Below are 15784 nucleotides of genomic sequence, written 5' to 3'. Positions count from 1 at the left end.
TTATTATGTGCATGTTCAACTTGAGCGGTTAACATAATTTCATTACCACCATCTATCCCTTAACGTAAACGCTATAGTTTCTTGCCATTAAGCAACCACCTAGTCAATATGTCGATTTCCTGAATGATCAGACGATTCTTTCCAGGGAGATTGAACTTAGGCAAAAGCGTTTCGGGATCACGGGTGGAGCCAGGAGTGTACCCTAGTAGACCAGCATATTTTGCGGCTTCGCCTCCCAATGAATCATAAAACCGGTCAAATACCTCTTCTTCACCATTGCGAGATAGCACTTTAAACTGCGATTTGCAGAATGCGCATACTTGCACATAAAAAGGAATGAACAGAGGGCCTGCGGAATACTTAGCCTTTTCAAGTGCCTGCTTGAAATGTTTTAGTGCGCTTTCACTGGCGCCGGTTAGCATGAATCTACTAGCCAATGACCAGTCTTCAATCCACGCTGGACTGTTTGTTAAGTTTGATAGCCATTCTTTTTCAAAAAACTTCAGATAATCCTTTTTGTATAGAACTGCAAGCCCGTCAGGTATGGCGGTGTCGCAGGACAAAAATGCCCCTGTTGATCTAAGGTTTGTCAAGAATTCATGGTACGCTCCAAACGCATCATCCAATAATTTCTCATCGACTACGTCGTCATGCAGTATCTGATCAATGCAGTCGCTGATTGGAGTGGCGCTGTCTAGGGTTTTAATCTTTGGGTATTGGGGTTGAGTGCTGGGGTCAAAATCGCCTATCTCGGTGGCATGCATATACAGGTTGTGGGACACAAAGGCGCAAAAAGCTTTGTTGGCAAACCCATGCCCCTCAGCCTCCGCAGGCAAAAGACACGCAAGCGGCTTGATAAATGGATAAATAACTTCCCATTTTATTTTGCCTTCCTTGCTCATTCGCTCAAATACCTGCTTTGACTGCGTACTGACCGGCTTTGACGAGAAATCTAATCCCCATAGCTCGCTGTCAGTCAGGTTGCAGTTAACGGATTGCTTACGAAGAGCGTGAAACTGGTGAAGTTTGTACGGTGTCACCCCGGTTTCCTTACAGAATTTCTCGACAAACTCACGCAGAGGCCATCTGCTTGTTTCTGTACTCTTACCGAGGACTCCCCTTGGCTCTACATCGGAGATAGCTCTGACCAAGTCGATCATTGTGCCTGCAAGAAAAGCTTGGTAGGCATCAATGCAGTCTTCAGATGTTGCCGAGTACTCCCTTATGAACTCTCTGTAGTGTAGCAACGCTGAAGTGTAGAGTTTCGCTGCAAGATCGGAAACTTTCGAGGCTCCGTATTTCTCATGGACGAGAATCTCGATATAGCCTGTTAACTCCCTGAGTTCTTCGTATGAGGAGTAATCCTCTTTGGCCAGATAGGACACATAGGACTGAATGGTCTTGCTCTTTTTTACTTCCTGCTTTGATTCTGGTGCGATCTGAGTCGTGACGGACACAAGCTCGTCGAGAGCCCCATAAGTGCCGTTCTCTCTCTTAATTGCCTCGAAAGCAGATCTCAATGCTTCCCGCCTGGCCTTTTCACTGGCAGGTACATGAAACTCGACACTCTTCCCGTCGCTGCTCCAAAGGCCTAGGCAGTCACATAGCACCTTGTTGAAATGACCGAGTGTTGGGAACTGAGTAAGCGTCTGCCGAACTCACCTTGCGTAATTCAGGCGGGTGCCCATTGATGCGGCAGTAGTTGGCCAATCTCGCTGGCCCGCTGTGTCGGCAGCCGCATCAGCACATCCTTCAGGTAGGCGTACGGATCATGCCCATTCATGCGCGCCGACTGGATCAGGCTCATGATCGCCGCCGCCCGTTTGCCGCTGCGCAGCGACCCGGCAAACAGCCAGTTCGAGCGTCCAAGGGCCCATGGTCGAATCTGGTTCTCGACCTGATTGTTGTCGATGGGCACAGAGCCATCTTCGACATAGCGAGTCAGAGCCAGCCAGCGTTTGAGGCTGTAATCCAAGGCTTTCGCCGTGGCTGATCCGTTGGGCACTCGATCACGCTGGGCCAGCATCCATTCATGCAGCGCATCGAGGATCGGTGAAGACTTGTCCTGGCGTATTCGCCAGCGTTCTTCATCGCTCATGTGCCGTGCTTGCCGCTCGATTTCATACAGCCCGGCAATGGAGTGCAGCGCCTGTTCGGCTAACTGGCTTTTGTTCGCTGCGTGCAGATCGAAAAATTTGCGGCGGGCGTGGGCCATGCAGCCAATTTCGGTGATGCCCTGCTCGAAGCTGGCCTTGTAGCCGGCGAAGTCGTCGCAGACCAGCTTGCCACTCCACTGACCCAGAAAATTGCGCGCATGCTCACCAGCCCGGCTGGGGCTGAAGTCATACACCACGGCCTTCAGGTCGGCGAAGGGTGTGGTGCAGTATGCCCAGACGTAAGCCCGGTGGGTTTTCTTCTCGCCAGGGGCCAGCATTTGCACGGGGGTTTCGTCGGCGTGGATCACGCCTTGCGCCAGTACCGCCTCGCGCAGGGCGTCGACCAATGGTTGGAGCTGTACGCCGGTTTGTCCGACCCACTGCGCCAGCGTCGAGCGGGCGATGGCCAGGCCAGCGCGCCCAAAAATCTTTTCTTGCCTATACAGCGGCAGGTGGTCGGCAAATTTGGCCACCATCACGTGAGCCAGCAGGCCGGCAGTGGGGATGCCCTTGTCGATCACCTGGGCTGGTACCGGCGCCTGGATCAGTGTTTCGCACTGACGGCAGGCCCATTTGCCACGCACGTGCTGTTCGACGGTGAACACGCCCGGCGTGTAATCCAGCTTTTCGCTGATGTCTTCGCCGATGCGTTGCAGCTGGCAGCCGCAGGCGCATTGAGTGTTCTGCGGCTCGTGACGGATCACAGTACGCGGAAACTGGGCTGGCAGCGGTGCGCGCTTGGGCTGTTGGCGGGGTTCAGCCGGAGCCGCCGGAGGATTGAGGGTTTTCAGTTCCGCCTCGATAGCGGCAATGTCCGTGTCGAGCAAATCATCCAGTAGGCTGCCCTGGTCAGGGCTTAGTTGCTCGCTACGCTTGGCGAACTTGTGTCGCTTGAACCAGGCGATTTCATGGGTGAGCTGCTCGATGACGGTTTGATCGCGGTCGATCTTCTTGCCCATCGTTTCAACCGTCTTACCCAACGTGTCGACTTGCGACAGCAACTGCGCAGCGAGTGCGCGCAGTTGCTCAGGTGTCAGTTGGTCGAGATTGGGCAAGGAAGTCATGCCGCTGATTGTGCCAGAGCAGGCGATCAGCGCAGATAAAGCGATGGGCTAATGGCCGTCGCTACAGCACTGTGATCGCACCGGCTGCACCAACCCGCTGCCAAGGTAAACCGAGCACCAAAGCCTGAAGCTGCTCGGTGTCGAGTTCAACTTCCGAGCCGCGGTGGATGCCTGGCCAGTGAAACTTGCCCTGGTTCAATCGCCGCGCGGCCAGCCAGATCCCTACACCGTCATGCACCAACACTTTCATGCGGTTGGCGCGGCGGTTGGCGAACAGATAAGCACAGTGCGGCTTCGCCGCACCGAATACCTCCACTACACGGGCCAATGCGGTCTCGGTGCCGGCGCGCATGTCCATCGGCTCAGTGGCAAGCCAGATGCTATCGATGCGGATCACGGGGCAAGCCCCCGGACAAAGCGGGCGCAGCCGTCAGGATCGGACACTGGCCATTTCACTGTGACTGACTGCTCGCCAAGCGATAGCTCAATAATCACCGATGCTGCAGTCGGCCGTTTGGGCGTAGCCCTCAATGGAACGAACGCCGGCAACACCGCGGGTAGCTGATCTCGGTAAAGCGGTAGCCATTTTCGAATGACGTTGGCGTTGATGCCATGGCGGATGGCAACGCTGGAGACGGTCGCACCCGGTTGTAGGCATTCCTGAACGACCTGGACCTTGAACGGTTTGGGGTAAGAGCTTCGTTGGCGCATGGAAATCCTAACGTTAAGGACGAACGCGTCCGCTTAAAAATACGCGGACACCATCGCCCTTAATGCTGGAGTTCGGAAGGTGACTTGGCTGGACGCTTACGGAACTGAAAAGCTGTAGATAACATTATGGCTCTCGCTGTTTCGACTTTTCGCCACTTTAAAGTGAGGCCAGCAGTTTTCTAGGTATCAAAGTGTCGATGGCACTGTCGTGTGGTTCAGAGTGCCAAAATGTGGCTTCAGCGCTTTGCAGTTGGTAACTGTATGGCAACGTTGCCCCCTCCCTATGAAACCGTCCTGCCCAAGGCGATACTGGGCCATACTGAGTTCTTTAACCGTGAGATCAAAGCCATGGCTACATCAGAGAGCTGGCGAGTTGTCTGCCAAGACCCAGGAGATGGTAGCGGAGACGTCATCGTTGAGCTTCCTCCGGCGCTACTGGAGAAGCTTGGCTGGGCTGTGGGAGATGATCTGGTCATTGAGGGCGACAAGGAAGGAATCTCTTTAAAACTCAAGCCTCGATCCGCCGATGCCGCATCCTAGAGGCTGATGTGGCGTTGGCGCCTGTCTTTCAGAAATTCAGCATCTCGAAGGCTATTCTGTTGCCGGCCAAGGATGAGGCCTGCTCCGCATTTCTGGTACTCTCGGCCCATCCTTTCGGCAGGGACGCGTACGGGGCTTTGACCCGCTGCTACCTGCTATCCCGCATTGCAAGGTAGTACGCCCGATGGCCATCAAGAAATCCGAACTCTATTCCTCCCTGTGGAAATCCTGCGACGAGCTGCGTGGCGGGATGGATGCCTCGCAGTACAAGGACTACGTCCTGGTGCTGTTGTTCGTGAAATACGTGTCGGACAAGTACGCCGGCGACCCCAACTCGCTGATCGAGGTGCCGGAAGGCGGCAGCTTTGCCGATATGGTGGCGCTCAAGGGCGACAAGGAGATCGGCGACAAGATCAACCAGATCATTGCCCGCCTGGCCGAGGCCAATAACCTCACCGGCGTCATCGACGTAGCGGATTTCAACGACCAGGAGAAGCTCGGCAAGGGCAAGGAGATGGTCGACCGCCTCTCCAACCTGGTCAGCATCTTCAACTCGCCGGGCCTGGATTTCCGCAGCAACCGCGCTCAGGGCGACGACATCCTTGGCGATGCCTACGAATACCTGATGCGCCACTTCGCCACCGAGTCCGGCAAGAGCAAGGGGCAGTTCTACACCCCCGCAGAAGTCTCGCGGATTATGGCTCAGGTCATCGGCCTGGCCGGTGCTACTGACAGCAAGCAGAGCATCTATGACCCGACCTGTGGCTCGGGCTCACTGCTGCTCAAGGCACACGACGAAGCCAAGAGCGTCACAGGCTTGGATCTGGCCATCTACGGCCAGGAAATGGACAACGCCACCAGCGCCCTGGCCAAGATGAACATGATCCTGCACGACTGCCCCACGGCGGAGATCTGGAAGGACAACACCCTGTCCGCGCCACATTTCAAAGACCCGATGGGCAAGCTCAAGCTGTTCGACTTTATCGTCGCAAACCCGCCGTTCTCCACCAAGGCCTGGAGCAATGGCTTCAACCCGGCAGAAGATGAGTACAACCGCTTCAGCTACGGCATTCCGCCTGAGAAGAACGGCGACTACGCCTTCCTCCTGCACATGCTCACCTCGCTGAAAAGCACCGGCAAGGCGGCAGTAATTCTGCCCCACGGCGTACTGTTCCGGGGTGGTGCTGAGGCCGCCATCCGTAAGCGCATCCTCCAGCAGGGTTACATCAAGGGCATCATCGGCCTGCCGGCCAACCTGTTCTACGGCACCGGCATTCCTGCCTGCATCATCGTGTTAGACAAAGAAGGCAGCGCTGGGCGCAAAGGCTTGTTCCTGATCGACGCCAGTAAGGGCTTTATAAAGGACGGCAACAAGAACCGTCTGCGTGAGCAGGACATCCACAAGATCGTCGATACCTTCACCCAGCAAATTGAGGTGGAGAAATTCGCGCGGCTGGTGCCAATGGCCGAGATTGAGGCCAACGACTTCAACCTGAATATCCCGCGCTATATCGACACCAGCGAAGCAGAAGATCTTCAGGACATCGAGGCCCACCTGCATGGCGGCATTCCCGAGCGTGATATCGACGCTCTACATGCTTACTGGGAGGTAATGCCTAACCTGCGCGGCGCGCTGTTCGAGCCACTGCGCGCCGGCTACCTCAGCCTTAAAGTTTCCATCAGCGAGATCAAGCCGACCATCTTCGGCCACCCCGAGTTCGAAGCCTTTCGCCAGACGGTGGCGGGCCTGTTCGAGGTCTGGCGTGCCGAACACCGCCCAAACCTCGCCGGCATCGCCATTGGCGATCAGCCCAAAGCGCTGCTCAAAGAGTTGGCCGAAGATCTGCTGCATCGCTTCGAAGCAGCACCGCTGCTGGATGCCTACGACGTCTACCAGCACCTCCAGGACTACTGGTACGCCACCTTGCAGGACGATGTGTACCAACTGGTGATCGATGGATGGAAGCCGCTAATTGCCAGCGGCTCTAGCCAGGGCGAGCCCAATACCGACCTGCTGCCACCCGAGCTGGTCGTACGTCGCTTTTATGCTGCCGAAGCCGCCGCCATCATTGAGCTGGAAGCCAAGCGCGACGCTATCAGCCGTGAGCTGGAAGAGCTGGATGAGGAGCAGGGTGGCGAAGACGGCCTGCTGGCAGAAGGCAAAACCGACAAGGGCAAACTCACCGCCGCCAGCGTCAAGGCACGTCTTAAAGCCATCAAGCACGACCGCGACGCCGATGAAGAACGCCAGGCGCTGGAGCAATGCCTGGCGCTGATCGAGCGCGAGGCAGAAGCCAGCAAAAAGGCCAAAGCTGCGCAGAAGGTGCTGGATGCCAAGGTGCTGGCCCACTACGCCCAGCTCAGCGAAGCCGAGCTGATAACCCTGGTGGTGGACGATAAATGGCTGGCCACCCTGCAAGCCGATGTACAGACCGAGCTGGATCGGGTGTCCCAGGCCCTTAGTGGTCGTATTCGCCAACTGGCTGAGCGTTATGCCACACCATTGCCGGCGCTGAATGCCGAGGTGGAAGCGCTAGCGACCAAGGTAAATGCGCATCTAGCCAAGATGGGGTTTGCGGTATGAGTTCTGAAGCCGCATTGGGTTATAAGCTAACCGAGGCTGGATTAATTCCACTTGTATGGGACGCCCTTCCTTTGAAGGAGACCTTAATTCGAGGTCGACTTGGAGGTAACTACGGAAATAGCGAGCGTGAAACATCTGCCCCGCTCATGAAGATGGGAAATATAAATCGCGGCATATTCAGTCTCGATAAAATTGAGTATATCCAAGACATAGATTCGATTGACCCTTCGCACAAGCTAAATAAAGGTGACGTACTTTTTAATACTCGAAATACTCTTGAGCTAGTTGGGAAGGTCGCTATCTGGCGCGATGAGCTTCCAATCGCCTACTACAACTCAAACCTTATGAGGCTAGAATTCGATCAGCGCAAAATCGCATCAACTGAGTATGCCAATTACGCCTTGAATTCAATATCTAGCATTGCCCGCTTGAAGGCAATTGCCACTGGCACCACGAGTGTTGCAGCAATATATACCAGAGATCTGCTTGTTTTTTGCATGCCTGTCCCACCAAAAAAAGAACAGGTTGCCATTGGTAATGCTCTATCGGATATTGATTCCCTGATTAGCGGACTGGATCAACTGATTGCCAAAAAGCGCGACGTCCAACAAGCCGCCATGCAACAACTCCTAACCGGCCAGCACCGCCTTCCAGGATTTAGTGGGAAGCTGGAGATAAAACGGCTGGGGGATATTGCAAATCTATACCAACCGGTCACGATTTCCGCCAAGCAATTCACCGAGTCTGGCTATCCCGTTTATGGCGCAAATGGAGTGGTCGGTTTCTTTCCAGAGTTCAACCATGACACGTGTCAGGTCACCGTTACATGTCGTGGCTCAACCTGCGGAACAGTTAATCGAACCGTTGAAAAATCATGGATAACTGGAAATGCAATGGTGGTTAACTGCGATCAGTCCAGTGGCATTAACAAAAACTTCCTATATTTTCTGCTGCTAGGCCAAGATCTATCCGTGTGTATTACGGGTACTGGTCAACCGCAAATTGTCCGAGGGACGCTTGCCAGCTTTGAGCTGCTAATTCCTAGTGATTTGGAAGAACAAATTGCTATCGCCACCATCCTCTCCGATATGGGAAGCGAGCTCACCACCCTCGAAGCCCGCCGCAACAAGGCTTTCCAAGTCAAGCAGGGTATGATGCAAGAACTACTCACCGGAAGGATTCGATTGGCATGAGCCTGCTCAACATAAATTATGTCTGCCCCGTACCATCAACCCTTGAGCTACCAAGGATCGTTTACAAGTACCGCGAGGCAAATGAATTCCTCTTCAGATCTCTGCTATTGAACCAAGTCTGGCTTGCTAAGCCAGACTCTTTCAATGATCCATTTGAACCAGAGCGCATTTTTTCCGGCAGTAACTTTAGTGGCGCACTAAGTCGAGACATCCGCGAAGCCGGAATACTTTGCTTGTGCAAAAGCAATTCCAACCTGCCCATGTGGTCTTACTACGGCAGTGGCCTGAGAGGCGTTGCAGTTGGCTACGATTTGGCGGAACTATTGAAAACACTTACCCCTACCAATCCATCAGCAAACGAATGCACTCCGCGCTGGAAATATATTTATGATTTGAGCTACAACAATGAAGAATTAACCGAAATTAATGAAGTGGCGCTTCTTCAGAACAACCATCTGACGGACATAGAGCGCCAAAAAATGTTCGCCACAAAATCTCATGCGTACTCACACGAAGAAGAGTGTCGAATCGTTGTTCCACCAAGCCCCGATAGCCAGCAAGGCTTCACATGGAGTGGGTACGGGCTTTATCAACATGATTCGAGTGCAGTTCGTGAAATTGTTTTTGGCGAGCTTACGTCCCTTCAAGATCGTCAAGCAATAATGCAAATTATGGCCGGTCGAGATGTTCGCTTTTTTGATGCCACTCGGACAAAACATCGGTTTGAGATAACGGTTTCCGCTCAAAGTGAAATTGGTGAGAGACACTGATGAGCACAGTCGGGCAGATCGAAAAAAAGACCCAGCAACGCGTGGCCAAGCTGTTTCAGCAGGTGCTGGGCTATGAGCACCTCGGCGACTGGGCCGAGCGCCCGAGCAACGTCAATATCGAAGCGGAAATGTTGCGCGGCTGGCTGCTTGAGCAGGGCGTGGACGCCAACCTGGCCAGCCGGTCTATTTTCGAACTAAACCGTGTAGCCAATGATGCCAGCAAGGGCCTGTATGACCGTAACAAGGCGGTCTACGAACTTCTGCGTTACGGCGTGAAGATCAAACCTGAAGTTGGCGAAAACACCCAGACGGTGTGGCTGATCGACTGGAAGCATCCTGAGCACAACCACTTCGCGATTGCCGAGGAAGTCACCGTCAAGGGCGCTGATGCCAAGGCCAATACCAAGCGCCCGGATATCGTGCTCTATGTGAATGGCATTGCCCTCGGTGTACTGGAGCTGAAGCGTTCCAAGGTGGCGGTGAACGAGGGTATCCGGCAGAACCTGGATAACCAGAAGGCCGAATTTATCCAGCCGTTCTTCTCCACCATGCAGTACGTGATGGCTGGTAACGATAGCCAGGGCCTGCGCTACGGCACCATCCAGACCGGCGAGAAGTACTACCTCACCTGGAAGGAGGAAAACGCTGACAGCGCCGCTGCCGATAATCTGCTGGATCGGCACCTGCTTCAGCTGTGCAACAAGGCGCGCTTTCTGGAGCTGATCCACGACTACATCGTGTTCGACAGCGGGGTGAAAAAGCTCTGCCGGCATAACCAGTACTTCGGTATCCGCGAGGCGCAGCGCTACCTGCGTCGGCGCGAGGGGGGGATCATCTGGCACACCCAGGGCTCGGGTAAGTCCCTGACCATGGTCTGGCTGACCAAATGGATTCGGGAAAACATCCAGGACTCGCGGGTGCTGATCATCACCGACCGCACCGAGCTGGATGAGCAGATCGAGAAGGTGTTTACCGGCGTTAACGAGCAGATCGTGCGTACCACTAGCGGTGCCGACCTTATTGACAAGCTCAACCAGCCATCTCCCTGGCTGCTGTGTTCGCTGATCCATAAGTTCGGCACCCGCGAGGATGCCGATATAGAAGACTTTGTGGAGGAGCTGCGCAAGAGCCTGCCGCCAGACTTCCGCGCCAAGGGCGACCTCTATGTGTTCGTCGACGAGTGCCACCGCACCCAGTCCGGTGAGCTGCACAAGGCGATGAAAGCCATCCTGCCCAATGCCGTGTTTATCGGTTTCACCGGCACGCCGCTGCTCAAAGCTGACAAGCAAAAGAGCATCGAAGTGTTTGGTCGCTACATCCACACCTACAAATTCGACGAGGCGGTGTCCGATGGTGTGGTGCTTGACCTGCGCTACGAAGCCCGCGACATCGACCAGAACATCACCTCGCAGCAGAAGATCGATCAGTGGTTCGAGGCCAAGACCAAGGGCCTGAACGACCTGGCCAAGGCCCAGCTCAAGCAGCGCTGGGGCACCATGCAGAAAGTGCTGTCCAGCCAGTCGCGGCTGGAGAAGATCGTCGCCGACATCCTCCTCGATATGGCTACCAAGCACCGCCTGGCCGATGGCCGGGGCAATGCGATGCTGGTCACCAGCAGCATCTTCGAGGCCTGCAAGTGCTATGAGCTATTCTGCAAAGCCGGGATGGGCGACAGGTGCGCCATTGTCACCAGCTACAAGCCATCGCCTGCTGACATCAAGGGTGAAGCCACTGGCGAAGGACTGACCGAGAAGCTGCGTCAGTACGCCATCTACAACCAGATGCTCGGCGACAAAGATCCGGAGACCTTCGAGAAAGAGGTCAAACAGCGCTTCATCAAAGAGCCGGGCCAGATGCGCCTGCTCATCGTGGTGGACAAGCTGCTGACCGGTTTCGACGCGCCTTCAGCGACCTACCTCTACATCGACAAACAGATGCGCGACCACGGCCTGTTCCAGGCCATCTGTCGGGTCAACCGCCTGGACGGTGAAGACAAGCAGTACGGCTACATCATCGACTACAAGGACTTGTTCAAGCAGCTGGAAGGCGCCATCGGCGACTACACCAGCGGTGCACTGGACGGTTACGACAAGGCCGATGTTGCAGGCCTGCTGGAAGACCGGCTGAGCAAGGCCCAGGAAGACCTAGAGGACGCCCGCGAGGCGATCAAGGCCCTGTGCGAGCCGGTGGAGAAACCCAAGGACACGCCTGCCTATATCCGCTTCTTCTGCGGCACCGACTCGGGTAACGCCGAGGTGCTTAAAGCCAATGAGCCTAAGCGGCTGAACCTGTACAAGATGACCTCAGCGCTGATTCGCTGCTTCGGCAATTTGGCCAACGAGCTGGAAGAAGCCGGCTATAGCGCCAGAGAAATCAGCGAGATCAAGGATGAGGTTGATCACTTCACCAAGGTGCGCGACGAGGTGAAACTGGCCAGCGGTGACTACATCGACCTGAAGGCTTACGAGCCGGACATGCGCTTTTTGATCGACACCTACATCCGGGCCGAGGACAGCGAGAAGATCTCAGCCTTCGATGATATGTCGCTGATCCAGCTGATCGTGGAACGTGGTGTCGATGCGGTGGACGCTCTGCCCAATGGCATCCGCGAAAGCCAGGAAGCCGTCGCCGAGACCATCGAGAACAACGTGCGCAAGCTGATCATCGATGAGTCGCCGATCAACCCGAAGTACTACGAGACCATGTCTTCGCTTCTCGATGCGCTGATCGCTAAGCGCAAGGAAGACGCCATCAGCTATCAGGAGTATCTGGATGAGGTGGTGAAGCTGGCTCAGCAGGCCAAGAACCCAACCAGCTCGACCAACTATCCCGGCTCGATCAATAGCGCTGCTCGCAAAGCGCTGTATGACAACCTGGGGCACAATGCAGGCCTGGCATTGGCTGTGGATGCCGCTGTACTAGATAGCCGGCAGGACGACTGGCGCGGCAATGCCATGAAGATCAAACGCGTACGCCTGGCGATCAAGCATGTGCTGGATCAGTGGGGTAAAGACGCCGCTGAAGCCTTGGGTGACTATTCGGCAGGACAGGACAGCGAACAGCTGGATGCTTTGCTGGAACTGGTCAAGCATCAGCATGAGTATTGAGTCCCGTAATATCACGGTCAGCGGTTTGACCGTGGAGGTCGTGCGCAAGCCGATCAAGAACCTGCATCTGGGCGTTTATCCGCCGCAAGGACGTGTGCGTGTGGCCGCGCCGTTGGCGGTAGATGACGAAGCCGTGCGCCTGGCGGTGGTTGGCAAGCTGGGCTGGATCAAGCGCCAACGGGCCAAATTTCAGGCCCAGCCCCGGCAATCCCAACGGCGCATGGTCAGCGGCGAGAGCCATTACTTCCTAGGTCAGCGGTATCGCCTGCGCGTGCACGAGAGCAGTGGTATAGCACTGCATGTAACGCTGCGCGGTAAGGCCTGCATGGATCTGTTCGTGCGTCCAGAGACCACCGTCGAGCGACGCGAGCAGGTGCTTCAGGACTTCTATCGTGCAGAGTTGAAGCGCCTGGTGCCAGAGCTGCTGGAAAAGTGGCAGCCGAAGCTAGGCGTTGAAGTAAGGGCCTGGGGCATCAAACGGATGAAGACCAAGTGGGGCACCTGCAATATCGAAGCCCGGCGCATCTGGCTCAACCTCGAACTAGCCAAAAAGCCCTTGCAGTGCCTTGAATACATCCTCGTGCACGAACTGGCTCACCTGCATGAGCGGCATCACAACGAGCGTTTCACAGGCTTCCTCGACCTGCATTTGCCGCAATGGCGAACGCTGCGTGAGGAGCTGAATAGTTCAGTGCTGACAGAGTTTTAAGCCAGTGTGGTGAGTGGACGCCACAACTTTTGGTGCCAAAAGCAAGGCATGGCCCTAAGCGGTTGATGGTAGTTGTTGACCAGATTAATTAGCGAGAAGAACGTAGCCAGCTGCGTATTATCCAAGTTCCAGAAAATAGCAAGCGGGAAGAATGCACCACATTTAGATAGAGCATTTCACACGTCAAGATCGATCTCTAATTTCTTGACTAAAACACGCCTTATTGCTTCCGTATTCAATGGCGTATCAACACGATAGAAGGCTTTCCAAGCCTCCCAATATAAAATTTCCGGAGCAGGATGAACCCAGCGTTCGCACTCGTTTTTGGCCTTTTCCATCAAGCTATCCACTGCTTTTCGATAATCATCCGGTACTGACTTTCCACATGTGTAATGCCAAAGGTGATAGTACTCCTTCTTGATTTCGCATAAGTCTTCAATCATCTTCGCGAGAATTTGATACTGTTCGGCTATCGTCGGCATTGATACACTTTCCTAGTAGTGGCTACACACGGAAAGTGTAGACGACTCTTAGCTATACATACATCAACATATACACCAAAGATCTGATGTCAGCCAGGCCTTACCAAGGGAATAGCAGGTCAATCTACATTGCATAAGCAGCCTAAGCTAGTTCAAGAGGCGCCAGGGCACGCGCAACCTAGCTTCCCCAGAAGCCTTGAAATGCATCAGCGAATACCATCCGATTTTGCGTTCAAAAGTCGCGATCACGTAGAAACTGCCGCTTGTGGTATGCAGCACCCAGAATCCACTTTCTTTGTAGAGGTGGATTACATCGGACGTGCGAATAGTCACTCCCTCTTTGAAGAATTTTCGAGTTCCTTGATGGTGGTACACACAGCCAATGGCTGATCTTATGAAGATATGGACATCTGTTAGATATCCAGTCACTCGCCAAGAGAAATGGGTGTTTTGTGCTTTGAACAGGCGTAGCCTGGTGCGTCTTGATAGTTCGCTCATTGACATCAAAAAATGCGCCCAAGGGTCTCAAGAGAAGCTCTTGATCTGATGCCATCGCCGATCAGGATGTAAATCGAATTTAGTGTCTGGAAGATGAACCCGTCTTCGAATTTATGAAGATAGCTTGTGCGCACAAAGTCACCAACATCCCATCTGCGCTGACTATCGTAAATCACGGTATGGGCGTAGATGACGACTGGGTGCCGGTTGGTTCTAGTTAGCTCGTTGAGTTGCGCTGAGGTGACGTCCAGATCTATCCAGCGCCAATCAGAAATGAGGCAGTACTCAGAGTATGGGTGGCACTCACGGACAATCCGAACAGCCTCATCCTGACTGACCTTTGCTCCAGGCATCTGTACTCCATCGCCGTAGAGCAGATCGGTTATCTCATGCAATTCTTTCATCGCTTATCCACCGTAATACCGACGCGCAGGTGGCTCGGCGGTGTAGAGCACTACATCAGACCCCATCTGAACTTGACTAGCCATCAGTTTGGTCGGCCCTCCGAATTGATAGCAACCAAACTTTGTGTGAACGAGATGTATAAGCTCGCCGCGCTTGGTTCGTTCCTCTATGAGCTTTAGTACATCAGCTACGGCAATTCCTTTGTTATCCGGATAATTGCAGCTTACGACCGCTTGGAAACTTCGGATGTACAGTCCTTCGCCAGGGGCATTAAGGGTTCGCTTGATGATCTCTGGGTCATTTGTAGCGATTGTATTTACAACACCATTGGTTTCGGTACTGGCCAGCGTAATGCTCATCCAGCGCTCGCTGCCTTTCTTATTGAGGCACCAGAGTCCTGCACTTTCTGACTTGAACTCAAAGTCTATATGTCCGGCTTGATCAGCCATGGTGTTCCTCCGCTTAAAATATCTGTTCAGTCGCTATGCCGCCATGGAGGCGGGGTGTCATTCAGGGCGGCAGGAGCAGAAGCTGGGCATCGCTCTTTGCGGACTCGGTTGGGGCCGCTGGCTGCAATCACACCTGCTTGGCTGGTGCCAAGGATTTCAATTGGCAATTTATTGACGGGGTTTCTGATAAGATCGCCGCGCCATATTGATAGCATATAAGCTAACGATGTGGCGCGTCAAAACTGGTCTGATGCTCAATTTTGAGCGCAAAGAAAATGGGGTTCGAAAAGGTATTGGGGCAGGTGCTACGGGACATTCGAATCCACTCAGGCCTCACGCGCACAGAGCTCGTAGAAACCCTCCACATTTCAAATCTGAGCAAGATTGAAAACGGTCAGATCCTGCCGAGGATCGATACGCTTGCTGCCTTATGCGGTGTGCTTGGTGTAGCTCTCAGCGATGTGCTGCTGGTTGTCGAGGCGCGGCGTTCTGGCCTCGATGTTCAGGATCAGATTCTCAGGAGCAATAACAGGCTGATGGCGTTATTGAATGCTGGCCGGTTAAATCCGGTTGCTGCCGATGATGCTATTCGGGGGATTAGGGGGCAGAAAGCAGACAGTACGCGTGATGCTGTCTTGCGATTACAGGGCGAAGGGCTAAGCAAGGAAGAGGTAGCCAAGAAGCTCGATGTAGGGCTAAGAACCGTCCAGCGGTATTGGTCAAGCAGTTAGTAGGAGCAGAAATAGAGCAAGCGCCTGCAAGGTCTAGTCCTGTGAATACCGACGAAGACGGGATGTTGAGACGCAAAGGATCTAGACCACTACACCGTGCTCCACCTGCCTGGTAGGTCTCTGGTGGTCTCGTACAGTGCCTCCTCCATCGCTGGATCGCTATAACCGAACCAGTTTTGCATTAGATGAACCCGCAGCATCGCCATCAACGGGTACGCCGGACGGCCACCTTCACCCTTGGGGTAATGCGGCTCGATCAAGGCAATCAACCCCTTCCACGGCACCACCCGGCCCATCTCGATCAGGAACAGCTCTTTGCGGGTCTGCTTGCGCTTGCCGGCGTACTCGGCATCGGCGAAGGTCATCTGCTTCATCAGAAAACTCG

Annotated in this window: 14 protein-coding genes and 1 pseudogene; 7 read left to right on the top strand and 8 right to left on the bottom strand. The window is 54.4% G+C overall.

What is annotated here, in order from left to right:
* Nucleotides 1–71: 71 nt before the first annotated feature.
* The 4 genes from ACUTAF_RS13935 to tnpA all read right to left on the bottom strand — a co-directional run bounded on the left by ACUTAF_RS13935 (nucleotide 72) and on the right by tnpA (nucleotide 3931).
* The gene (locus ACUTAF_RS13935; protein ID WP_445580516.1) at nucleotides 72–1520 is read right to left on the bottom strand and encodes a hypothetical protein; all 1449 of its coding nucleotides are present in this window, start codon (nucleotides 1518–1520) and stop codon (nucleotides 72–74) included.
* 152 nt (nucleotides 1521–1672) lie between these two features.
* The gene (gene tnpC / locus ACUTAF_RS13930; RefSeq protein ID WP_445578482.1) at nucleotides 1673–3220 is read right to left on the bottom strand and encodes an IS66 family transposase; all 1548 of its coding nucleotides are present in this window, start codon (nucleotides 3218–3220) and stop codon (nucleotides 1673–1675) included.
* A gap of 61 nt (nucleotides 3221–3281) precedes the next feature.
* Nucleotides 3282–3617, bottom strand: coding sequence for an IS66 family insertion sequence element accessory protein TnpB (gene tnpB, locus ACUTAF_RS13925; RefSeq protein ID WP_010562499.1), 336 nt, complete (start codon nucleotides 3615–3617; stop codon nucleotides 3282–3284).
* The gene (gene tnpA, locus ACUTAF_RS13920) at nucleotides 3614–3931 is read right to left on the bottom strand and encodes an IS66-like element accessory protein TnpA (RefSeq protein ID WP_003284819.1); all 318 of its coding nucleotides are present in this window, start codon (nucleotides 3929–3931) and stop codon (nucleotides 3614–3616) included. Before tnpA ends, tnpB begins: the two co-directional genes overlap by 4 nt.
* A 228-nt stretch (nucleotides 3932–4159) precedes the next feature.
* Between tnpA and ACUTAF_RS13915 the strand changes: the two genes are divergently transcribed.
* The 6 genes from ACUTAF_RS13915 (at nucleotide 4160) to ACUTAF_RS13890 (ending at nucleotide 12834) form a co-directional block, all read left to right on the top strand.
* The gene (locus tag ACUTAF_RS13915; RefSeq protein ID WP_445580515.1) at nucleotides 4160–4471 is read left to right on the top strand and encodes an AbrB/MazE/SpoVT family DNA-binding domain-containing protein; all 312 of its coding nucleotides are present in this window, start codon (nucleotides 4160–4162) and stop codon (nucleotides 4469–4471) included.
* A 184-nt stretch (nucleotides 4472–4655) separates the two neighbouring features.
* The gene (locus tag ACUTAF_RS13910) at nucleotides 4656–7055 is read left to right on the top strand and encodes a type I restriction-modification system subunit M (protein WP_445580514.1); all 2400 of its coding nucleotides are present in this window, start codon (nucleotides 4656–4658) and stop codon (nucleotides 7053–7055) included.
* Nucleotides 7052–8248 carry a restriction endonuclease subunit S gene (locus ACUTAF_RS13905; protein WP_445580513.1) on the top strand — a complete coding sequence of 399 codons (1197 nt, stop codon included), beginning with the start codon at nucleotides 7052–7054 and terminating at the stop codon, nucleotides 8246–8248. The genes ACUTAF_RS13910 and ACUTAF_RS13905 overlap by 4 nt, the downstream gene beginning before the upstream one ends.
* Nucleotides 8245–9018, top strand: coding sequence for a DUF2971 domain-containing protein (locus tag ACUTAF_RS13900; protein WP_445580512.1), 774 nt, complete (start codon nucleotides 8245–8247; stop codon nucleotides 9016–9018). Before ACUTAF_RS13905 ends, ACUTAF_RS13900 begins: the two co-directional genes overlap by 4 nt.
* A complete protein-coding gene (locus ACUTAF_RS13895) occupies nucleotides 9018–12125 on the top strand; it encodes a type I restriction endonuclease subunit R (RefSeq protein ID WP_445580511.1) in 3108 nt (1035 codons plus the stop codon). Before ACUTAF_RS13900 ends, ACUTAF_RS13895 begins: the two co-directional genes overlap by 1 nt.
* On the top strand, nucleotides 12115–12834 hold the full coding sequence (locus ACUTAF_RS13890; protein WP_445580510.1) for a M48 family metallopeptidase: 720 nt from the start codon (nucleotides 12115–12117) through the stop codon (nucleotides 12832–12834). The genes ACUTAF_RS13895 and ACUTAF_RS13890 overlap by 11 nt, the downstream gene beginning before the upstream one ends.
* Before the next feature lie 176 nt (nucleotides 12835–13010).
* Here ACUTAF_RS13890 and ACUTAF_RS13885 read toward each other — a convergent pair whose 3' ends face one another.
* The 3 genes from ACUTAF_RS13885 to ACUTAF_RS13875 form a co-directional block, all read right to left on the bottom strand.
* On the bottom strand, nucleotides 13011–13316 hold the full coding sequence (locus ACUTAF_RS13885) for a hypothetical protein (RefSeq protein ID WP_282491244.1): 306 nt from the start codon (nucleotides 13314–13316) through the stop codon (nucleotides 13011–13013).
* Nucleotides 13317–13819: 503 nt separating this feature from the next.
* Nucleotides 13820–14218, bottom strand: a complete 399-nt coding sequence (locus ACUTAF_RS13880) for a DUF6957 family protein (protein ID WP_445580509.1) — start codon at nucleotides 14216–14218, stop codon at nucleotides 13820–13822.
* A 3-nt stretch (nucleotides 14219–14221) separates the two neighbouring features.
* A complete protein-coding gene (locus tag ACUTAF_RS13875; protein ID WP_445580508.1) occupies nucleotides 14222–14668 on the bottom strand; it encodes a hypothetical protein in 447 nt (148 codons plus the stop codon).
* 275 nt (nucleotides 14669–14943) lie between these two features.
* Between ACUTAF_RS13875 and ACUTAF_RS13870 the strand changes: the two genes are divergently transcribed.
* Entirely contained in the window at nucleotides 14944–15399 is a 456-nt protein-coding gene (locus ACUTAF_RS13870) for a helix-turn-helix domain-containing protein (protein ID WP_445580507.1), read from the top strand.
* Between the two features lie 122 nt (nucleotides 15400–15521).
* Here ACUTAF_RS13870 and ACUTAF_RS13865 read toward each other — a convergent pair.
* A pseudogene (locus ACUTAF_RS13865) lies at nucleotides 15522–15773 on the bottom strand (transposase); the annotation flags it as partial.
* Nucleotides 15774–15784: the final 11 nt, after the last annotated feature.

Source organism: Pseudomonas sp. SP16.1 (genome assembly GCF_052682975.1).
This window is presented reverse-complemented; position numbering and strand designations above follow the sequence as displayed.